The organism is Streptomyces sp. NPDC059452 (genome assembly GCF_042750035.1).
In the GTDB taxonomy this organism is placed as follows: domain Bacteria; phylum Actinomycetota; class Actinomycetes; order Streptomycetales; family Streptomycetaceae; genus Streptomyces.
The window spans coordinates 254,674-277,179 of record NZ_JBHYVE010000002.1; the positions used below are offsets into that span (position 1 = coordinate 254,674).

At 72.0% G+C, this 22,506-nt stretch carries 7 protein-coding genes; 6 read left to right on the forward strand and 1 reads right to left on the reverse strand.

What is annotated here, in order from left to right; genetic code table 11:
- Positions 1-43: 43 nt before the first annotated feature.
- Positions 44-2,311, reverse strand: coding sequence for an MMPL family transporter (locus tag ACFW9Z_RS04130; protein WP_384634026.1), 2,268 nt, complete (start codon positions 2,309-2,311; stop codon positions 44-46).
- A 452-nt stretch (positions 2,312-2,763) separates the two neighbouring features.
- Here ACFW9Z_RS04130 and ACFW9Z_RS04135 point away from each other — a divergent pair, with 452 nt between their 5' ends.
- From ACFW9Z_RS04135 to ACFW9Z_RS04160, 6 genes are read left to right on the forward strand one after another with little or no spacing between them, the layout of a single operon-like run.
- Positions 2,764-3,855: an ATP-binding cassette domain-containing protein gene (locus ACFW9Z_RS04135; RefSeq protein WP_384634029.1), complete on the forward strand. Its 1,092-nt coding sequence runs from the start codon at positions 2,764-2,766 to the stop codon at positions 3,853-3,855.
- Entirely contained in the window at positions 3,852-4,655 is an 804-nt protein-coding gene (locus tag ACFW9Z_RS04140) for an ABC transporter permease (protein ID WP_384634032.1), read from the forward strand. Before ACFW9Z_RS04135 ends, ACFW9Z_RS04140 begins: the two co-directional genes overlap by 4 nt.
- Before the next feature lie 21 nt (positions 4,656-4,676).
- Positions 4,677-5,759 (forward strand): 2,3-diaminopropionate biosynthesis protein SbnA, encoded by a 1,083-nt coding sequence (gene sbnA / locus ACFW9Z_RS04145; RefSeq protein WP_384634036.1) that lies wholly within the window; start codon positions 4,677-4,679, stop codon positions 5,757-5,759.
- Positions 5,756-13,642 (forward strand): amino acid adenylation domain-containing protein, encoded by a 7,887-nt coding sequence (locus tag ACFW9Z_RS04150; RefSeq protein ID WP_384634039.1) that lies wholly within the window; start codon positions 5,756-5,758, stop codon positions 13,640-13,642. Before sbnA ends, ACFW9Z_RS04150 begins: the two co-directional genes overlap by 4 nt.
- The gene (locus tag ACFW9Z_RS04155; RefSeq protein WP_384634042.1) at positions 13,639-22,290 is read left to right on the forward strand and encodes an amino acid adenylation domain-containing protein; all 8,652 of its coding nucleotides are present in this window, start codon (positions 13,639-13,641) and stop codon (positions 22,288-22,290) included. The genes ACFW9Z_RS04150 and ACFW9Z_RS04155 overlap by 4 nt, the downstream gene beginning before the upstream one ends.
- The gene (locus ACFW9Z_RS04160) at positions 22,287-22,496 is read left to right on the forward strand and encodes an MbtH family protein (protein WP_384634044.1); all 210 of its coding nucleotides are present in this window, start codon (positions 22,287-22,289) and stop codon (positions 22,494-22,496) included. The genes ACFW9Z_RS04155 and ACFW9Z_RS04160 overlap by 4 nt, the downstream gene beginning before the upstream one ends.
- Positions 22,497-22,506: the final 10 nt, after the last annotated feature.

The window sequence follows — 22,506 nt, forward strand, 5'->3', positions numbered from 1 at the left end:
GCCGTGAGGCCCGCTCGGCGGGTGGGGCTGTGGGGTGGAGTGGTCAGCGGTTCGCGAGCAGGCGGTCTTCGGGTGATCCGGCCTGGTCGGGGCCGGTCCGCTCCGGCGTGGCCGACTGCGGGGCCGGGGCCGAAGCCGCCTCCTCCTCGCCGTGGGAGAGCTGCGGCAGCAACTTCAGCCAGCCCGGCAGCCACCAGTTGGAGCGGCCGAGCAGCACCATCACGGAGGGCAGGAGCACAGCCCGTACGAGGGTGGCGTCGAGCAGCACCGCCACCGCCAGGCCGACGCCGAGCTGCTTGAAGGCCTGCATGGACAGCGTGCCGAACACCGCGAACACGGCGACCATGATCAGGCCCGCGCTCGTGACGACTCCCGCCGTGGCGCGGATTCCGTGGGCGACCGCCGTACGGTTGTCGGCGCCGCGGCCGTGGGCCTCCTGGATGCGGGAGACCACGAAGACGTGGTAGTCCATCGACAGCCCGAACAGCACCACGAAGACGAACAGCGGCATCCACGACTCGATCGCCCCGACGGCGGTGGTGCCGACCAGCTCGTCGCCCCAGCCCTTCTGGAAGACGGCGGTCATCACACCGTAGGCGGCCGCCACCGACATCAGGTTGAGGATGATCGCGGTGACCGCGATGACCGGGGAGCGGAAGCACAGCAGCATCAGCAGGAAGCTGATGCCCAGCACGAAGGCGAAGACGGGCACGATCGACGACTTGAGCTGGCTGTTGTAGTCGGTGGAGAAGGCCAGGTCGCCGCCGACCGGGGCCTGGGCGTCCGGGGCCTTGGCCAGGGTGGCCGGGATGATGTCGTCCCGCAGCTCCGCCAGGGCCCGCTCCGAGGTCGCGTTGCGGCCGTCACCGGCCAGCGGGGCGTTGATCACCGCGATGTTCTCGTCCTGGTGGACGGTCACCTCGATGGGGTTCTTGACGTGGCCGGAGGCCAGGGCCCGCTGCTGGAAGTCCTCGATGGCGGCGGTGGCGGCGGGCGCGCCGATGTCGGCGGTCTTGAACACGATCTGGGCCGGGGCCGGGGCGCCGGGGAAGACCTTCTCGATCCGCTTGGCCGTCTGCGCCGTGACGTTGTCGGCGGGCAGCAACTGGTCGAAGCCCAGCTTTTCGGTCTTCATGGAGAGGGCGGGCGCGGCGAGCGCGAGCATGAAGGCGATGCCGATGACGGCGAACAGGGCGGGCGCCTTGATCACCGCACCGAGCAGCCTGCCCGGCTTCCGGTCCGCCGCCCGCGCACGGGACTTGCGGCGCAGGCCGGGGATACGGCCCGCGTCGATGCGGTCGCCGAGCATCGACATCACCGCGGGCAGCACGGTCATGGAGCCGAGCACCGCGATCAGGACGACCTCGATGGTCGCGATGGCGAAGCCCTCGAAGACGGTGAGGCCGGAGAAGAACATGCCGGCCATCGCGACGGCGACGGTCAGACCGGAGATCAGCACCGAACGGCCGGAGGTCGCCGCGGCGATGCGCAGCGCGGACTCCTTGTCGCGGCCCGCTGCCCGCTCCTCGCGCTCGCGGCGGATGTAGAAGAGGCAGTAGTCGACGCCGACGGCCAGGCCCATCAGCAGCAGCACCGAGTTGGTCATGCCGTCGACCGGGACCAGCTGGCTGGAGAGCGCGAGCAGGCCCATGGCGGCGACGCACGCGGTGATGGCGAGGATCAGTGGCAGTACGGCGGCGACGAGCGCGCCGAACACGATGAGCAGGATGCCGAGCGCGACCGGAACGGCGGTGAACTCGGCGCGGGTGAAGTCCTCGCCGAGTGAGTCGTTGATGCCCTTGAGGCCGGTGGCGGCGCCGTACTGGCCGAAGGTGACGTCCTCGTGGGCGCCCTCGGCCTTGGCGAGCGCGTCGATGACGGGCTGGATGCGGTCGGCGGCCGTGTCCGGATCGCCCTTCACGGAGAACTGGACGAGGGCGTCGCGCTTGTCCTCGCCGATGGCGCCGGTCTCGTACGGGTCACCGATGCCCTGGGCCAGCCCCGTGCCCTCGACGGCGGCGATCGCGTCGGCGACGGCCTTCTTGAACTCCGGTGCGTCGGCGGTCAGCCGATCGCTGTGCACGAGGACGATCTCGGGTGCCGGGGAGGTGATTCCGGCGTCGACGAGGATGTGGGCCGCGCGGCCGGATTCCCCCGTGCCGTAGTCGGCCTCGGTCAGGCTTTTCTGCCCCACCAGGTTTCCCAGCACCGTGAGCGCGATGACGGCGAAGAGCCATCCGAAAAGCGCGGTCTTACGGTGCCGGGCGCTCCACACGCCTAGTGAAGCCGCCAGATTTCGTTGACTTGCCATGACCTCTCCCAGTGGGAAGTGCTTTCCGGATCTTCGAGCAGCGACACCCTCGACGATAGGTGCGCACGGCAGCTCGACTCACCCTTCCCGCTTGACAGTTGAGTGCCTCTGCAAGGTCCTGCCAGCCCCCTGTGAACAGGTGGGCTGCAGCATGCTGCACCGGCAGGCTGCGGACACCGGCAACCGCTCTTTCCGGCCGACGCGGCGGATAAGTTCCTGATGGCCGGGAGAACGTCGGCCCGAGGACCGGACCCCTGGTTTCCTGACGCTGTTTCCCGGGATGGCCCGACGTCAGGATTACCCGACTCCCGATCTTCTATTCGCAGAATTCGCAAGAGATTCCAAGAGATTCCAAGGGATCCCGTCCAAGAGGTCCCGTCCAAGAGATCCCGTAGAGATTCCAAGGGATCCCGGGAGATTTCGAGAGATTTCGAGAGAGAGGAGGGAAAATCGTGGACACCGCAATCGAGGCCGAAGGCCTGACGAAGAAATACGGCGGCCACCGTGCCCTCGACGGCGTGAGCCTGTCGGTCGAATCCGGCACGGTGCTGGGCCTGCTCGGGCCCAACGGGGCCGGCAAGACCACCACGGTCCGCACGCTCGCCACCCTGCTGGAACCCGATGAGGGCAGCGCGAGCGTCGCGGGCTTCGACATCGTGCGTCAGCAGCGCGAGGTCCGCACCCGCATCGGTCTCGCCGGACAGTACGCGGCCGTCGACGAGCTGCTCACCGGCCGCGAGAACCTGATCCTGCTGGGCAGGCTGTTGCGGCTGGGCCGCAGGGGCGCCCGGGCGCGGGCCGCCGAACTGCTCGGCCGGTTCGAGCTGGAGGGCGCGGCCGACAAACCGGCCAAGGACTACTCGGGCGGCATGCGGCGCCGCCTCGACCTGGCCGTGAGCCTGATCGGCTCGCCCGAGGTGCTGTTCCTCGACGAACCCACCACCGGGCTCGATCCGGCCAGCCGGGCCACCCTGTGGCGGATGGTGCGCGACCAGGTGGACCAGGGCGTCACCGTGCTGCTCACCACCCAGTACCTGGAGGAGGCCGACTACCTCGCCGACCGCATCCTGGTCGTCGACCGGGGCCGTGTGATCGCCGAGGGCACCTCCGACGAGCTCAAGCGGAAGGTGGGCGGCGAACGGCTGGAGGTGTCCGTCGCCGACGCCGACGCGCTCGCACAGGCCGCGGCGGTACTCGCCCCGCTCGCGGTGAACGCCCCGCAGCTCGACGAGCGGCAGCGCTCCCTCCACGTACAACTCCCCGACGGCATGGGGGCCCTGGCGGCCGCCGCGACCGCGCTGGAGTACGCGGGCATCGCGGTGGAGGAGTTCGCGCTGCGCCGCCCCTCGCTCGACGACGTCTTCTTCCACCTGACGGGCGAGGTCACCGGCCCGCAGCGTACGGAGGACGACCAGCGCGCGGAGGAACAGCAGCGTACGGAGGGAAACCAGCGCGCGGAGGGAAACCAGCGCGCGGAGGAGAACCAGAGCCCGGCGCGCCCCGAGAACCCGCAGCACACAGAGAAAGCGGAGGCCTCGCGATGAGTACCGCACTCGCTCACGGCCAGGACGTCGCGGCGCTCACGGGCCGGCATCTGCGCCATCTGCGGCGCACCCCGGAGAAGATCATCGGGGTGGCGCTCACCCCCGTCGCGATGGTCGTCATCCTCGGCTACCTCTTCGCGACGGTCGTCCAGGTGAAGGACGCCGGCAGCAGTTACCGCGAGTACATCATGGCCGGTGTCTTCGCCCAGGTCGGGCTCTCCTGCATCGGCATCACCGCGATCGGGGTGGCGGGCGACCTCGGCAAGGGGCTGATGGACAGGTTCCGTTCGCTGCCCATGGGGCGGGCGACCGTGCTGGTCAGCCACACCCTCGCCGACCTCGCGGCGGCGGCGCTGAGCATCGGGCTGGTGGCGCTCACCGGACTCGCCGTCGGATGGCGGGTGCACGGAACGTTCGCGGAGAACCTGCTCGGCTTCCTGCTGCTGCTCGCCTTCGCGTACGCCATGCTCTGGGTCGGCGCGCTGCTGGGCATGCTCATGCGCAACCTGGAAGCGATCAGCGGGGTCGCCGCCCTGATGCTGGTCCTCTTCTCGTTCCTGTCCAGCTCCTTCATGCCGCTCACCGGCCTGCCCGGCTGGCTGCGGACGGTCGCCGAGTGGAATCCGGTCAGCGCCGTCTCTGAGGCCTGTCGCCAACTGTGGGGCAACACCGGCGCCGTCACCTCCGGCAGCTATCCCGTGGCGCACCCGGTAATCGTCTCGCTGATCAGCATCGGGCTGCTCGTCGCCGTCCTCGTACCACTGAGCTTGCGCGTGTACCGCACTTCGGCCACGCGATGACTGCGTGCTTCTGGGGGGATCATGCCGGTCATATCGGCACCGCACGAATTCAATACCGAGGATCTCTACGTGGATCTGCGGGACATGTACGGCTATCCGCTGCATCTCAAATGTGAGGGCTTCAACTTCGCCGGGTCCATCAAGCTCAAGGCCGCCGCGAGCATGATCGAGGCGGCCGAGCGCAGCGGGGCCCTCACCCGGGAATCGACGCTGGTGGAGTCGTCGTCCGGCAACCTCGGCGTCGCCCTGAGCGTGATCGCCGCCGCCAAGGGCTACCACTTCATCTGCGTGGTCGACGCGCGTACCAACCTCGCCACCCGCAAGGTCATCGAATCGCTCGGCAGCGAGGTCCACACCGTCACCGAGCCGGCGGCCGAGGGCGGGTTCCTCGCGGCGCGCCTCGCGTACGTCCAGCGGCTGCTGGCCGGCGGACCCCGGTACGTCTGGCTCAACCAGCACGCCAACCCGGACAACTGGCGGGCCCACTACCGCACCACGGCCCCGCAGATCGAGAAGCAGTTCCCGGGCCTGGAGGTGCTGTTCATCGGCGCGGGCACCACCGGCACCCTGATGGGCTGCGCCCGCTACTTCAAGGACCGGCCGCAGCCCGTGACGATCGTCGCCGTCGACAGCGTCGGCTCGGTGACCTTCGGCGGTCCGCCGGGCCCGCGCATGGTCCCCGGCCTCGGCACCGGGGTGCGGCCCGCGCTGCTCGACACCTCGTACGTGGACCACGTCGTGCACGTCCCCGAGGCCGACACCGTACGGGCCTGCCACACCCTGGCCCGTGGCGGCTTCCTCTTCGGCGGCTCCACCGGGACGGTGGTCAGCGGCGCGCTGAGCTGGCTGGCCGAGCACCGCCCCGGGCAGGACGCCACGGCGGTCGCCATCGCACCGGACCTCGGCGAGCGGTATCTGGACACCGTCTACCAGTCGAGCTGGGTGCGCGATGTGTACGGCATCGACGTGGACGGCACCGATGCGGACGGCACCGCCGTAGCACCGGAGGCCCCGGCCGGGGACACGGCCGGGGTGCAGGGCGGCGACGCGGTCGACGACAGCCATGAACTGACCGAACTTCCCACTGGAGCACTGCAGTCATGATCTCCCTACCCCCTGCGCAGCAGCTGCCGCTCTCCGCCGCGCAGCACGAGATGTGGTACGGACAGCAGGCGGACCCGGGCAACCCCGTCTTCACGATGGGCGACTTCCTGGAGTTGCGCGGCCCTCTCGACACCGCCCGGCTCACGGCGGCCTGGCAGGGGGTACTCCGGGAGGCCGGCACACTGCGTGCGCGGTTCACCGAACAGGACGGCGAACCGCGCCAGGAGCTGCTGCCCGTCGAGGACTTCCCCGTCGAGACGGTCGACCTCTCCCACGAGGAGCGGCCCCGCGAGGCCGCCGACGCCTTCATGCGCCTGGACCTGCTCGCACCGCCCGACCTGACCGTGGGCACCCTGCGCTCGGTGCTGCTGCGGCTCGGCCCGGAGCATGTGCTGTTCTATATCCGGGTCAACCACATCCTGGTCGACGGGTTCAGCCGCGTCCTCGTCTACAACCGCCTCGCCGCCCTGTACGCCGACCCGGAGGCCGAGGGCGCCTTTCCCGATCCCCGTACGCTGACCGACGACGAGGACACGTACGCGCAGAGCGCCAAGTACCGCAAGGAGCAGGCGTTCTGGCAGTCCCGGTTCGAGCCGACGCCGGAGCCGGTGAGCCTGTCGGTGCGCCCCGGCGGCCAGGTCAGCGCCTCCCTGCGGTGCGAGGCCGTGCTTCCGGCGGCCACCGTCGAGCGGCTGCGCGCGCTGGCCTGGGACGCCCGGGTCACCTGGCAGACGCTGCTGATCGCGGCCACGGGCAGCTATGTGCAGCGGGCCGCGAACGTGGGGCGCGCCCTGCTGACGCTCGCGGTACCGGCCCGTGCCACGGCTGCCTCCCGTGCCGTTCCCGGCATGCGGGCCAACTTCGTACCGCACCCGGTGCGGGTGGCGCCCGGCCGGACCGTGGCGGACTTCCTCCGCGACAGCGCCGGTGAACTGCGCGCGACGCTGCGCCACCAGAACTACCGGGGCGACCGCATCCGCCGCGACCTCGGCTTCACCGGAGACGCGGGCCGATCACTGGGTCCGACGGTCAACGTCCTTGAATCCGGGTTCGATTACGCCTTCGGGGAGTGCGCGGGGCTGCTGCACAACCTGTCGACGGGGCCGGTCGAGGACATGCAGATCATCTACCTCGACTCGGCCGAGAGCGGCTACTCGGTACGGCTCGACGCCAACCCGGAGCGCTATACGCAGGAGGAGCTGGAGCTGCACCAGCAGCGCCTGTTCGGCTGGCTGACCACGCTCGCCGAGGCCGGTCCCGACGCCGTCGTCGACCACCTGGACGTGCTGCTGCCGGGGGAGCGGGAGGCGGTGCGTGAGGGGTGGGCGTCGACCACGGTTGAGGACGCGTATGTGGGTGTTGTTGAGCGGGTGCGGGCGTGTGCGGTGGAGTGGCCGGGTGCGGTTGCTGTGGAGGACCGGGGCGGGAGTGTTTCGTACGGTGAACTCGTCGGTCTTGCTTCGGCGTTGAGTCGTCGGTTGGTGGCTTCGGGGGTGGGTGCGGGGTCGCGGGTGGCGGTGTTGTGTGAGCCGGGTGTGCCGTTCGTGGCGGGGATCCTCGGTGTTCTGGGGGCGGGGGCTGCGTGGGTTCCGTTGGATCCGCGTGCGCCGGTGGTTCGTGGTGCGGGGTTGTTGGAGGACAGTGCGCCGGATGTGCTGTATGTCGGGCCCGGTCACGAGGGCACTGCGGCCGAGCTGCTTGAGGCTGCGGATCACGCTCCGTCTGTCGTCGCCTGGGACGGTGTCCAGGACACCGACCTGCTCGTCGAGCCTGCCGGGCGTCCGGATGATCTCGCGTACGTCATCTTTACGTCGGGTTCCACGGGTCGTCCCAAGGGGGCGATGGTGCATCGGCGCGGGATGGTCAATCATCTGCTGGCCAAGGTCGGTGACCTGGGCATGACCCACACCGACACCGTCGTCCACAACGCACCCGTCACCTTCGATATCAGTGTGTGGCAGATGCTGTCCCCGCTGGTCGTCGGTGGGCGTCTGGTCGTGGTCGACCGTGACACCGCCGCTGATCCGCAGCAGCTCTTCGGCCGTATCGGTACGGATGGCGTGACCGTCCTCGAAGTCGTGCCCTCACTCCTCCGCGCCGCCGTCGACGCATGGCAGGCGGGTACGCCCCGTCCTCCCTTGGAAGGGCTCCGTGCCCTGATGGTCACGGGTGAGGCGCTCTCGGCCGATCTGGCCGTGCTCTGGGGGGAGTTGGAGCCCGGCATCCCGCTGGTGAATGCGTACGGCCCCACCGAGTGCTCGGACGACGTGACCCACGCCTTCATCACTCCCGCCACCCACCTCGACACCCGTACCCCTATCGGGCACCCGGTCCGTAACACCCGCCTCTACATCCTCGACACCTACCTCCGGCCTGTTCCGCCCGGCACTCCCGGGGAGTTGTACGTCGCCGGTACCGGTGTCGGACGCGGCTACCTCAACGACCCCGCCAAGACCGCCACCACCTACCTCCCCGATCCCCACGGCGCACCCGGCACCCGCATGTACCGCACCGGAGACCGCGTCCGCCAACGCCCCGACGGACAGATCGAGTTCCTCGAACGCCTCGACCACCAGATCAAGATCCGAGGCCACCGCATCGAACTCGGCGAGATCGAATCCGCCCTCCGCAACCTCCCCGGCATCACCGACGCCGCCACCGCCCTCCACCACGGACGCCTCACCGCCTACCTCATCGGCACCACCCCCCACCCCAAACAAGCCCTCACCGCCCACCTCCCCGACTACATGATCCCCACCGCCTACCTCACCCTCCCCGCCCTCCCCCTCACCCCCAACGGCAAACTCGACCGCAACGCACTCCCCACCCCCGACCCGGCTACTCACTCGGCCGGCCTGCTTCCCCCGCGCAACCCGCTGGAACAGGCGCTGTGCGAGATCTTCGCCGAAGTGCTCGAACTTCCCGCCGTGGGTATCGACGACGACTTCTTCGACCTCGGCGGGCACTCGCTGCTCGCCACCCGGGTCGCGTCCCGCGTGCGTGCGCGGCTGGGCTTCGAGGTGGCGATCCGCACCTTCTTCCAGGCCCCGACCGTCGCCGCGCTCGCCGAGCGGCTGGAGAACGGCGAGGGCGGTACGGGCGGTGCCTCCGTGCGGCCCGTGCTCGTGGCGGCCGGTGAGCGGCCCGAGGAGGTGCCGCTCTCGCCCGCGCAGCAACGGCTGTGGTTCCTCAACCAGTTGGGGCAGGGCTCCGCCACCTATCACCTGCCGTTCGCGGTACGGCTCACCGGCGACCTGGACGTGGCGGCGCTGGGCGCGGCGCTCGACGATGTGGTCGCCCGACACGAGAGCCTGCGGACCGTCTTCCCCGACGACGGGGGCCGCCCCCGGCAGCGGATCGTTCCGGCCGCCGAGGCGCGTGTGGACCTGCCCGTGCTGCCGGTGCCGCCGCCCGCACCGACCTCCGTGGAAGCCTCCGGCGAGGCGGCGCTGACCCGGGCGCTGGCCTCGGCCGCCGTCGAGAGCTTTGATCTCTCACAACAACTGCCGCTGCGTGCAGCCTTGTTCGCCGACGGAGACGACCAACACGTCCTGCTGCTGGTCCTGCACCACATCGCCGCCGACGGCTGGTCCGTCGCGCCTCTGGCCCGCGACCTCGCCGAGGCCTACGCGCTGCGCCGGGCGGGCGTGGCCCCGCAGTGGGAGCCGCTGCCGGTGCAGTACGCGGACTACACGCTGTGGCAGCGGGATCTGTTGGCTGCGGTCGGTGACGAGCAACTGGACTACTGGCAGACGGTGTTGGGATCGCTTCCCGAGGAGCTGGAGCTGCCGGCCGACCATGCGCGGCCCGCCGTGCCCAGCCATCGCGGTGACACGGTCGCGTTCCGGATCGACGGGGCGTCGCACGCGGCCGTCGCCGCCCTCGCCCGCGCCCAGGGTGCCAGCACGTTCATGGTGCTCCAGTCCGCCCTGGCCGCCCTGCTGTCCAGCGTCGGTGCGGGCGATGACATCCCGTTGGGGGCCGCCGTCGCCGGGCGCACCGATCCCGCGCTGGACGACCTCGTCGGGTTCTTCGTGAACACCCTGGTGCTGCGCGCGGATCTGTCCGGGAACCCGACCTTCCGGGAGCTGCTGGATCGGGTGCGGGCCACCGACCTGGCCGGGTACGCCCATCAGGACCTGCCCTTCGAAGCCGTCGTGGACGCCCTCGCGCCCAGCCGGTCGCTCGCTCGGCAGCCCCTGTTCCAGACCATGCTGGTCCTCCAGAACAACGCGTCCGCCGATCTGGTCCTGCCCGGTCTCGACGTGGCCGTGGTCCCGGTCCGTACCGGTACGGCCAAGCTGGACCTGGCCTTCGAGCTGACGGAGCGGCACCGCCCCGACGGGACGCCCGACGGCATCGACGCCGTACTGGAGTACAGCACCGACCTGTTCGGCGAGGCGACCGCGCGTGGCCTGGCCGACCGGTTCGCGCGGCTGCTGAGCGTGCTGGCCGGGGCGCCCGATGTGCCGCTCAGCCGTCTCGACGCGCTGCTGCCCGCCGAGGCGGACCGGATCCTGAACGTGTGGGCCGGGCCGACGCAGGACGTCGACGTGGCTCCGGTGCACGAGCTGTACGCGGCCAGGGCCGCCGGGCAGCCCGGCCACCCGGCCCTTCAGTTCGGCGAACAGGTGCTGACGTATGCCGAGTTGGACGAACGTGCCAACCGGCTCGCGCACGAGCTGGCGGCCCGTGGGACCGGTCCCGGCGATCTGGTGGCGCTGCTGCTGCCGCGTTCGCCCGAGATGGTGATCGCGCTGCTCGCCGTGCTGAAGGCGGGCGCGGCCTATCTGCCGATCGACGCCGGGTACCCGCGCGACCGCATCGCCTACATGCTCGACGACGCCCGGCCCGCGCTCGCCCTGACGGCCGCCGCCGAGTCCGCCGGGCTGGAGGGCTCCGGTGTGCCGGCGCTGCTGCTGGACGACGCGGAGATACGGGCCCGGGTGGCCGCCCGCCCGGCCCGCGCGCTCACCGACGCCGACCGTACGGGGCCGCTGTCGGCCCGTGACGCCGCGTACGTGATCTACACCTCCGGCTCCACCGGCCGCCCCAAGGGGGTCGTCGTGGAACACCGTACGGTCGCCGTGATGGTGGCCGACCAGGGGCCGCGCATGGGGATCGGGCCCGCGACGCGCTGGCTCCAGTTCGCCTCGTACAGCTTCGACGCCGCGACCTGGGAACTGGCCATCGGGCTGCTGTCCGGCGCCACGATGGTGCTGTCGACGGCCGAGGAGCGCGGCCCGGGCCACCCGCTGGCCGACCTCGTCGAGCGGACGGGCGTCACCATGGTGTGCCTGCCGCCGACGGTGCTGTCCGCCTGGCCCGCCGACCGGCCGATGCCCGAGGGCGTCCAGCTCGTCGTGGCGGGCGAGGCCTGCTCGCCGGAGCTGGTGGAGCGGTTCTCGCGCGGGCGGGTGATGCGTAACGCGTACGGGCCGACCGAGGCCACCGTGTGCGCCAGCATCAGCGAACCGCTCTCCGGGGCGGTCCGGCCGCCGATCGGCTTCCCGCTGCACAACACGCGGCTGTACGTGCTCGACGCCTGGCTGCGTCCGGTGCCGCCGGGCGTGACGGGTGAGCTGTACATCGGTGGCGCCCAGCTCGCCCGGGGCTATCTGCGGCGGCCCTCGCTGACCGCGAACCGGTTCGTCGCCGACCCGTTCGCCACGGAGCCCGGCACCCGGATGTACCGGTCCGGCGACCTGGTGCGCTGGAACCCGGACGGCAGCCTCGACTACGTGGGGCGCGTCGACGACCAGGTGAAGCTGCGTGGCTTCCGCATCGAACTCGGGGAGATCGAGGGCGCGTTGCTCGCCCTCGACACCATCGCGCAGGCCGCCGTGACGGTCCGCGAGGACCGCCCGGGGGACAAACGGCTCGTGGCGTACGTGGTCCGGTCGGGGCCGGGTGACGGGCGGGACGACGGGTCGGGGACGGGTGATGAGTGGGACGGCCGGTCGGGACCGGGAGGCGGATGGGATCCGCGCGCCGTGCGGGCCGAGCTCGCCGCCGTCCTGCCCGAGCACATGGTGCCCCACGCCGTCGTCGTCCTGGACGCCCTGCCGCTCACCGGCAACGGCAAGCTGGACCGGCGGGCCCTGCCCGCCCCCGACTACAGCGAACCGGTCTCCTCCGACCGGGCCCCCGCCGACGAGCGGGAGGCCGTGCTCTGCCAGGCCTTCGCCGAGGTGCTGGGGCTGGAGCGGGTCGGCGCGGACGCGAGCTTCTTCGACCTGGGCGGCGACAGCATCAGCTCCATCCAACTGGTCAGCAGGGCCAGGGAGTCGGGGCTCGCGATCACCGCACAGGATGTGTTCGTCCACCGCACCCCGCAGGGCCTGGCCCGCGCGGCGGGCGCCGCCGGGCAGCCGGAGACGGTGGGGGTGGGCGACGGTACGGGCCCGGTGGCGCCCACCCCGATCACCGCCTGGTTCGACGCGATCGACGGCCCGACCGACGGCTTCCACCAGGCGGCCGTCGTGCAGACGCCCGCGGGAGCCACGTACGAACGTCTCGTCGGCGCGCTCCAGGTCCTGCTGGACCACCACGACGTGCTGCGCTGGAGCGACGGGACCATCCGCGAGTCCGGCTCGGTACGGGCCGGGGAGCTGCTGCGACGGGTGGAGGCGCGGGCCGGTGACGACCTGGGTGCTCTGGTACGCGCGGAGGCGGCCCGCTCCCGGCAGGAGCTGGGCCCCCGCGCGGGCGAGGTGCTGCGGGCGGCCTGGATCGACGCGGGCGGCGAGCGGCCCGGCAGGCTGGTGCTGACCCTGCACCACCTGGTCGTGGACGGCGTCTCCTGGCGCATCCTGCTCCCCGACCTGGCCCAGGCGTACGAGCGGCCCGAGGTTGCCCCGGCCCCGGTGGGTACCTCCTTCCGGCAGTGGGCGCGGCTGCTCAACGAGGAGGCGGCCCGCGACGAACGCCGCAGCGAACTGCCCTTGTGGCAATCGGTGTTGGCGGGCGGCGAGACTTCGTTCGGGGCACGGCCGCTGGACCCGGCGCGGGACACCCTGGCCACGGCGCGGCACCTGCGGCTGGAGCTGCCCGCCGAGTACACCGCCGAGCTGCTGACCTCCGTCCCCGCCGTCTTCCACGCCGAGATCAACGACGTGCTGCTGACCGCGCTGGCCCTGGCCGTCGCCGACCGGCAGCGCGGACGGGGCGAGGCGCGGGGCGAGGTACAGGCAGAGGCGCGGACCGGGGCGCGGGGCGTGCTCGTCGAGCTCGAAGGGCACGGGCGCGAGCCGGTCGTGCCGGGTGTCGACCTCACGCGGACCGTCGGCTGGTTCACCAGCACGCATCCGGTCCGCCTCGATGTCGGGCTCTGCGACTGGGACGAGGTGTGGGCGGGCGGACCGGCCCTCGGCCAGGCGCTCAAGGAGATCAAGGAACAGCTGCGGAACCTGCCGCAGCACGGCATCGGCCACGGCATCCTCCGCCATCTGGGCGCCGACACCGGACAGGTGCTCGGGGCGTACCCGGCACCGCAGCTCGGCTTCAACTACCTGGGCCGGATGCCGATTTCGGAGCCCGCCGACTGGCAGGTGGCCCCCGAATCGCTGGAGGTCGCGGCCGGCGCCGACCCCGGCATGCCGCTGCCGCACGCGCTGGGCGTCAACGCGCGAACCGAGGACCGCCGCGACGGGCCGTGCCTGGTCGCGGAGTGGGCCTGGGCGGGGCTCGCGGTGTCCGACGCCGATGCCGAGGCCGTCGCGCAGGGCTGGTTCAGGGCGCTGCGGGCGCTGGTCCGGCATGCCGCGCGGCCCGACGCCGGGGGCTTCACGCCCTCGGACCTACGGCTCGTCGAGGGCCTGGATCAGGGCGAGATCGACGAGTTCGAGAACGAGTTCGCAGACGACTGGGGGACTGACGGATGAGCACCACCACCACACCGGGCACGGAGAAGAGACCGCAGGCACCGGGCGGCGGCCTCAGCGACGTACTGCCGCTGACCCCGCTCCAGGAGGGGCTGCTCTTCCACGCGGTCTACGACCGGCGGGAGTTGGACGTCTACGCGGTTCAGCTCGTCCTCGACCTGGAGGGGCCGCTGGACCGGGTCGCTCTGAAGTCCGCCGCGGCCGGTCTGCTGGCCCGGCACCCCAATTTGCGCGCGGGTTTCCGCTACCGCAAGAACGGCAGCCCGGTCCAGCTCATACCCCGTCAGGCGCCGCTGGCCTGGCGCGAGTTGACGGCGAGCGGGGACGATCTGGAGGCGCTGACCGACCGGGACCGTACCGAGCCCTTCGACGTCGGACGGCCGCCACTGATCCGGTTCACCCTGATCGACACCGCCGACGCCTCCCTGGAACCGGCCTCCGGCCCCGCCGCGTACCGGCTGCTGATCACCTGCCACCACATCCTGCTCGACGGCTGGTCCATGCCGGTCCTGCTGTCCGAGCTGTTCACGGCGTACGCCGCCGGGGGCGACGCGGGCGTCCTGCCCGCGGTCACCTCGTACAAGAGCCACCTGGCCTGGCTCGCGGGCCAGGACACCGAGGCCGGGGCCGAGGCCTTCCGGGAGCTGCTGGCCGGTCTCGCGGAGCCCACCCGGCTCGTCCCCGCCCCGCCCGGCCGCGCCCCCGTCCTGCCGGAGGCGCACATCGGACGGCTGGACGCGGCGGCGACGGCGCGGCTCACCGAGTGGGCCCGTACCCGGGGCGTCACGCTCTCCAGCGTGCTCCAGGGCGTCTGGGCGGTCGTCCTCGGTGCGCTGACCGGCCGCGACGACCTGGTGTTCGGCACCACCACGTCCGGGCGGCCGCCGGAGCTGCCGGGTGTCGAATCGATGGTCGGGCTCTTCATCAACACCCTGCCCGTACGGCTCGCGGCGCCCGCCTCCCGCACCCTCGCCGAGGTCATCGGCGCGGCGCAGGAGCAGCACACGGCCCTGTTGCCGCACCAGCACGTGGGCCTGTCGCGCATTCAGCGGGACGCGGGCCACGGCGAACTGTTCGACACCGTGCTGATCTTCGAGAACTACCCGCTGGACCCGCAGGCCCTGCGCTCGGCCGTGCCGGGGCTGACGGTGACGGGCGCCCGGGGCCGTGACGCCACGCACTACCCGCTGTCGCTGCTGGTGCTGCCCGGCGACGAGCTGACCCTGCGGCTCGACCACGCCCCCGACCTGATCACCGCCGGTCAGGCGGCGGACATCGCCGGCCGGGTGCTGCGGCTCCTCGAAGTCCTCCCCGAGCGGGCTGGACTCCCGCTCGCCCAGGTGGAGTTGCTGGGCGGGGAGGAGCGGGCGGAGCTGCTGGGCCCGTACAACGAGACGTTCCGTGACCACCCGTCCCAGCCGCTGCGCGAGCAGCTCGCGGCCCGTGCCGCCGCCACCCCCGACGCGCCCGCGCTGCGCTGCGGGGCGGAGCGGCTGACCTTCGCCGAGCTGCACGCGCGCGCCGACCGGCTCGCCCACGAACTGGTGGCGCGCGGCGCCGGACCGGGTGAGCTGGTGGCGGTGGCGCTGCCCCGTTCCACGGACCTGATCGTGGCGACCCTCGCCGTGGTGAAGGCGGGCGCCGCCTATCTGCCGCTGGACCCCGGCTATCCGGCGGACCGGATCGGCTACATGCTCGACGACGCGGCGCCCGCCCTCGTCCTGACCACGACGGGCGTCGCGGCGGCGCACGGATCGGTGACCGCCCACCCGCACCTGCTCCTCGACCTCCTCGACACGGCGGCGCCCCACCTCGCCGAACGGCCGACGGGACCGACGGGACCGACAGGGCCGACGGGACCGACAGGTCCGGTGGAGCCGACGGGCCCTGTGGGCACGGCCGCCCCGCACCCCGCCGACACCGCCTACACGATCTACACCTCCGGCTCGACCGGCCGCCCCAAGGGCGTCGTCGTCCCGCAGGGCGCGCTGATCAACCTGGTGCACGACATGGCCGAACGGTTCCGGATCGACGGCGACGACCGCTTCCTGTCGGTCACCACGTTCGGCTTCGACATCTCCAACCTGGAGATCTTCGTGCCGCTGCTCACGGGCGCCGAACTCGTGCTCGCCGAGCACGACACCGTACGCGACCCGGCGGCGCTGGCCGCCCTGATCACCGGCAGCGACGCCACCGTCATGCAGGCCACCCCCACCCTGTGGCACGCCCTGGTCACCGAGCACCCCGGCAGCCTGGCTGCCCTGCGCGTGCTGATCGGCGGCGAGGCCGTGGGCGAGCCGCTGGCCGACGCCCTGCGCGCCGCGTCCCGCGAGGTCACCAACGTCTACGGCCCCACCGAGACCACGATCTGGTCGACCGCCGCCACCCTGGACGGGGTACGGACCGGGGTGCCGCCCATCGGCCGCCCCATCGCCAACACCCAGGTGTACGTCCTGGACGACGCGCTGCGGCTCGCTCCCAAGGGGGCGGTCGGCGAGCTGTACATCGCGGGCACCGGGGTGGCGCGCGGCTACCACGGGCGGCCCGCGCTGACCGGGACCCGTTTCGTGGCCGACCCGTTCGGCCCGGCGGGCAGCCGGATGTACCGCACCGGGGACGTGGTGCGCTGGGGCGGCGACGGGCAGATCGAGTACATCGGCCGCGCCGACCACCAGGTCAAGATCCGCGGCTTCAGGATCGAGCTGGGCGAGATCGAGTCGGCGCTCGCCGCCTACCCCGAGGTCTCCCAGGCCACCGTCCTCGCCCGCGAAGACCTGCCGGGCGGAACCCAGTTGGTGGCCTACACGGTCGGTACGGCCGCCCCGGCCGCCCTCCGCACGCACCTGGGCGCGACCCTGCCCGGCCATATGGTCCCGGCCCTGTACGTCGCCATGGACGCGCTGCCGCTGACCGCCAACGGCAAGGTGGACCGCAAGCTGCTGCCCGTGCCCGCACAGGGCCCGCGCCCCGCCGCCCGCGCCCCGCGCTCCCCGCAGGAGCAGCTGTTGGGCGAGGTGTTCGGCGAGGTGCTCGGCCTGCCGGGACCGGCCGACCCCGACGACTCCTTCTTCGAACTCGGCGGGCACTCTCTGCTCGCCACCCGGCTGACCGGCCGGATCAGGGCGGCGCTCGGCGCCGACCTGCCGGTGCGCGCGGTCTTCGAGTCGCCGACCCCGGCGGGGCTCGCGGCGCGGGTCGCGGACGCCGGAGAGGCCAGGCCCGCCCTGGTCCCCGCGGTACGCCCGGCGGCCCTGCCGCTCTCTCCGGCACAGCAACGCCTCTGGTTTCTTGGGCAGTTGGAGGCCGGTAACCCGGCGTACAACATCCCCGTGGCCGTCCGGCTGAAGGGTGCGCTGGACGTGGCCGCGCTGCGTGCGGCGGTGCGCGACGTCGTCGTACGCCATGAGGCGCTGCGCACCCGGTACCCGGACGCCGACGGCCGGCCGCACCAGGAGATCGTGGCCGCCGACGCGGTCTCGGTGGACCTGCCGGTACGGGAACTGGCGACGTTCGAACCGACCGGGGGCCCGGTCCACGACGAAGCCCGCCGGGGCTTCGACCTGGCAGCCGAACTACCGCTTCGCGCAACCCTGTTCAGGGTCGCGGACGAGGAGCACGTACTGCTCGTCGTCGTGCACCACATCGCGGCCGACGGCTGGTCGGTCGGACCGCTGGGCGCGGACCTGGCCCATGCCTACGAAGCACGCCGCGCGGGCACCGAGCCGGTGTGGGAGCCGCTGCCGGTGCAGTACGCGGACCACACGCTGTGGCAGCGGGACCTCCTGGAGACAGTCGGCGGCGAACAACTGGACTACTGGCGAGGTGCGTTGGCGGAGCTGCCGGAGGAGCTCGAACTCCCGGCCGACCGCCCCCGCCCCGCCGTGCCCAGCCACCGGGGCGACACGGTCGCGTTCCGGATCGACGGCGCCCTGCACGCGGCCGTCGGCGCGCTGGCCCGCGCCCAGGGTGCCAGCACGTTCATGGTGCTCCAGGCGGCCGTGGCGACACTGCTGTCGAAGCTGGGCGCGGGGGACGACATCCCGCTGGGCGCACCGGTCGCCGGGCGCACCGACCCCGCGCTGGACCACCTCGTCGGCCTGTTCGTGAACACCCTGGTGCTGCGCGCGGACCTGTCCGGGAACCCGACCTTCCGGGAGCTCCTGGACCGGGTGCGCACCACCGACCTGGCCGGGTACGCCCACCAGGACCTGCCCTTCGAGGCCGTCGTGGACGCCCTCGCCCCCAGCCGGTCGCTGGCGCGTCACCCGCTGTTCCAGACCATGCTCACCCTGCACAACACGCCCGAGGCCGCCGTGCGGCTGGCGGGCGTCGCGTCCGAGCCGCTGCTGATCGGCACGGGAACGGCGAAGGCCGACCTCGCCTTCGAGCTCTTCGAGCGGCGCACCGCCGAGGGGGCGCCGGACGGCATCGACGCCGTACTGGAGTACAGCACCGACCTGTTCGGCGAGGCGACCGCCCGGTCGTTCACCGAGCGGCTGGCCCACCTGCTGGGCGTCCTGGTGACCGCACCGGACCGGCCGCTCGGCGCGACGGACGTGCTGCTGCCGGGGGAGCGGGAGGCGGTGCGTGAGGGGTGGGCGTCGACCACGGTCGAGGACGCGTGTGACACCTACACGGGTGTCGTTGAGCGGGTGCGGGCGTGTGCGGTGGAGTGGCCGGGTGCGGTTGCTGTGGAGGACCGGGGCGGGAGTGTTTCGTACGGTGAACTCGTTGCGCTTGCTTCGGCGTTGAGTCGTCGGTTGGTGGCTTCGGGGGTGGGTGCGGGGTCGCGGGTGGCGGTGTTGTGTGAGCCGGGTGTGCCGTTCGTGGCGGGGATCCTCGGTGTTCTGGGGGCGGGCGGGGCGTGGGTTCCGTTGGATCCTGGTGCGCCTGTGGTTCGTGGTGCGGGGTTGCTGGAGGACAGTGCGCCGGATGTGCTGTATGTCGGGCCCGGTCACGAGGGCACTGCGGCCGAGCTGCTTGAGGCTGCGGCGCATGTGCCGGAGGTGGTGGCCTGGGACGGTGTCCAGGACACCGACCTGCTTGTCGAGCCGGCGGGGCGTCCGGATGATCTCGCGTACGTCATCTTTACGTCGGGTTCCACGGGTCGTCCCAAGGGGGCGATGGTGCATCGGCGTGGGATGGTCAATCATCTGCTGGCCAAGGTCGGTGACCTGGGCATGACCCACACCGACACTGTCGTCCACAACGCACCTGTCACCTTCGACATCAGTGTGTGGCAGATGCTGTCCCCGCTGATCGTCGGTGGGCGTCTGGTCGTGGTCGACCGTGACACCGCCGCCGATCCGCAGCAGCTCTTCGGCCGCGTCGGTACGGACGGCGTGACTGTCCTCGAAGTCGTGCCCTCACTCCTCCGCGCCGCCGTCGACTCGTGGAAGAACGGACTCCCGCAGCCCGAACTCGCCCCGCTCACCCACCTGATGGTGACCGGCGAGGCCCTTCCCGCCGACCTGGCGCGCGAGTGGCTCGCGCTCGCACCGCACATTCCGCTGGTGAATGCGTACGGGCCCACCGAGTGCTCCGACGACGTGACCCACGCCTTCATCACTCCCCACACGCACCTCGACACCCGCACTCCTATCGGGCACCCCGTTCGCAACACCCGTCTCTACATCCTCGACACCCACCTCCGGCCTGTTCCGCCCGGCACTCCCGGTGAGTTGTACGTCGCCGGGACCGGTGTCGGACGCGGCTACCTCAACGACCCCGCCAAGACCGCCACCACCTACCTCCCCGATCCCCACGGTGCGCCCGGCACCCGCATGTACCGCACCGGAGACCGCGTCCGCCAACGCCCCGACAGGCAGATCGAGTTCCTCGAACGCCTCGACCACCAGATCAAGATCCGAGGCCACCGCATCGAACTCGGCGAGATCGAAGCCGCCCTCCGCAACCTCCCCGGCATCACCGACGCCGCCACCGCCCTCCACCACGGACGCCTCACCGCCTACCTCATCGGCACCACCCCCCACCCCAAGCAAACCCTCACCGCCCACCTCCCCGACTACATGATCCCCACCACCTACCTCACCCTCCCCGCCCTCCCCCTCACCCCCAACGGCAAACTCGACCGCAACGCACTCCCCACCCCCGACCCGGCCGACGCCCTGGCCGGAGGGCCCGGGCGGCCGCCGCGTACGGCCATCGAGCGCACGCTGTGCGAGGTCTTCGCCCAGGTGCTCGGGCTCCCCGAAGTGGGCGTCGACGACAGCTTCTTCGAGCTCGGCGGGGACAGCATCCGGTCGATCGAGGTCGTCGCCCGGGCCCGGCGGGCCGGGCTGCGGGTGACCGCGGCCGACGTGTTCACCCACAAGACGGTCGAGGCGCTGGCCTCGGCGGTCGGCGGGGCCGAGGCCGTCGAGACGGTCGGTACCGACGACGGTGTGGGCGAACTGCTGCCCACCCCGGTGGTGCTGCGGCTGCTCGAAGAGGGCGGACCGGTCGACGGGTTCAACCAGTCGGTGGTCCTGGCCGCACCTGCCGACCTGGACATCGACCGGCTCACCGGGGCGCTCCAGCGGGTCCTGGACCACCATGACGCGCTGCGGCTGCGGCTGACCGGGCACGGTCCGGCCGACTGGCGGCTCGTGGTCGGCGAGCCCGGCCAGGTGCCGGCCGCGCCCCTGGTCGCCCGTGTCGACGCCACGCACCGGGCGTACGAGGACGAGTCGCTGCTGCGGCGCGCCGTCGCCGCCCAGTCGGAGGCGGCCCGCGACCGGCTCGCTCCGCGCGAGGGGGTCATGGCACAGGCCGTGTGGATCGACCGGGGGAGCGCCCGGCCCGGCAGGCTGATCCTGATGGTGCACCACCTCGCGGTGGACGGTGTCTCGTGGCGCATCCTGCTGCCGGACCTGCTGTCCGCGTACGAGAACCCGGGCGCGGCCCTCGACCCGGTCGGCACCTCCCTGCGTCACTGGTCGCAGGTGCTGCACGCCCAGGCCGCCGCCTCCCGCTCCGGCTCCGGTGAACTGGCGCACTGGCAAGCGCTGTTGGACCGTACGGAGCCCCTGCTCGGCTCCCGCGCTCTCGACCCCGCGCGGGACACCGTGGCCACGGCCCGCAGGCTGCGCCTGACCCTGCCCGCCGAGCACACCGCCCCGCTGCTCGAACACGGTCCGGCCGCCTTCCAGGCAGAGATCAACGATCTGCTGCTGGCGGGCCTCGATCTCGCGGTCGCCCGGTGGCGGGGGACGAGCCTGCTCGTGGAGATCGAGACGCACGGCCGGGAGCAACTGCACCCCGGTATCGACCTGTCGCGGACGGTCGGCTGGTTCACCGGCACCCACCCGGTGCTCCTGCGGGCCTCGGCCCTGGGGCCGGAGGAGTCGGTCAAGGAGATGCGTGAACAGCTCGCCGGGCTGCCGGACCACGGCATCGGCCACGGAATCCTGCGCCACCTCGGCGACGGGCCCGCCCCGCTGCTGCCCGCCGTCAACCCGCAGCTCGGCTTCAACTACCTGGGCCGGTTCGCCGGACTCGAAGCGTACGAGGGCGGCTGGTCGGCCGCGCCCGAGTCGCGGGAGGCGTACGCGGCGGCCTCTCCCGGAATGCCGCTGGCCCACACCCTGGAGGTGGACGCCCTCGTCGAGGACGGCCCCGAGGGCCCCGTACTGGTCGCCAACTGGACCTGGGCGGGCGGGATTCTGGAGGGTACGGACGCCGAGCGGCTGGCCCACGGCTGGTTCGAGGCCCTGCGTACGCTCGCCGGACGGGCGGGCGAACTCGCCGCGACCCGGACCGGGGACGACGGTGGCCGACGCCCCGCGCTGCTCACCGAGGCCTTCGAGACGGTGCTGCCCATACGGCCCGACGGAACGCGCCCGCCCCTGTTCTTCATGCACGGCGGCGTCGGGCTCAGCTGGCCCTATCTCGGACTGACCGAGCACCTCGCACAGGAATTCCCGGTGTACGGATTCCAGTCGGCCGGAATCGTCACGGAAGCCCCGCTTCCGTCGTCGATAGCGGAAATGGCCGAGGAATATGTGGGCAGAATTCTGGAAATCCAGCCGGAGGGCCCTTACTATATTCTCGGCTGGTCCTTCGGGGGACTTCTCGCCCATGCGGCGGCCACCCGGCTGGAAGCGCTCGGCCACCGTGTCGCCTTCCTCGCGAACCTGGACAGCTACCCGGTCCCGGAGCCCGGCGGCATCCCGGACGACCGGGCGCTGCTGGCGAAGATCCTGGAGTACTGCGGGTACGACGCACAGGCCTTCGCGGGCGGCGAGCCCGGGTTCGCGGAGGTCCTGGAGCTGTTCCGGCGCGATGCCAACCCGCTGGCCGGGCTGGACGAGGAGCAGTTGGGCCGGCTGCTGCGGATCGTGCGCAACCACGCCGTCCTCAGCGCCGAGTTCGTCCCGGACCGCTTCGGCGGTGACGTCCTCTTCCTCTCCGCGGCGCACGGCGTCGACGAGCAGTCGCCGACGGTCGCGGAGTGGGCGCCCTACATCGGCGGCCGCCTCACCCACCACAGCATCGCATCGGACCACGACGGAATGATGCGTCCGCAGCCGCAGCAGGAAATCGGGCGCATTCTCGCCGCCCACCTTCCGCCCACTTTCCACCCGGCTGAATTCCCGCCCGCACCAGCAGAATCATCAGGCTCTCGCACGGAGGAATCACGCATATGAAGAGCAACCCGTTCGACGACGAGAACGGCACCTTCCTGGTCCTGGTCAACGACGAGGGACAGCACTGCGTCTGGCCCGAGTTCGCCGCCGTCCCCGACGGCTGGATCACCGTCCTTCCGGCCGGCAGCCGCGAAGCCGCCCTGGACCACATCGAGCGGGTGTGGACCGACATGCGCCCGAAGTCCCTGATCCACGCCACGGCCTGAGCACCGGCCC

Excerpts from the sequence above, each read along its gene's own strand:
- ACFW9Z_RS04130 (WP_384634026.1), bottom strand. The coding sequence starts at position 2,311 with ATGGCAAGTCAACGAAATCTGGCGGCTTCACTAGGCGTGTGGAGCGCC.
- ACFW9Z_RS04140 (WP_384634032.1), top strand. The coding sequence starts at position 3,852 with ATGAGTACCGCACTCGCTCACGGCCAGGACGTCGCGGCGCTCACGGGC.
- sbnA (WP_384634036.1), top strand. The coding sequence starts at position 4,677 with ATGCCGGTCATATCGGCACCGCACGAATTCAATACCGAGGATCTCTAC.
- ACFW9Z_RS04150 (WP_384634039.1), top strand. The coding sequence starts at position 5,756 with ATGATCTCCCTACCCCCTGCGCAGCAGCTGCCGCTCTCCGCCGCGCAG.
- ACFW9Z_RS04155 (WP_384634042.1), top strand. The coding sequence starts at position 13,639 with ATGAGCACCACCACCACACCGGGCACGGAGAAGAGACCGCAGGCACCG.
- ACFW9Z_RS04160 (WP_384634044.1), top strand. The coding sequence starts at position 22,287 with ATGAAGAGCAACCCGTTCGACGACGAGAACGGCACCTTCCTGGTCCTG.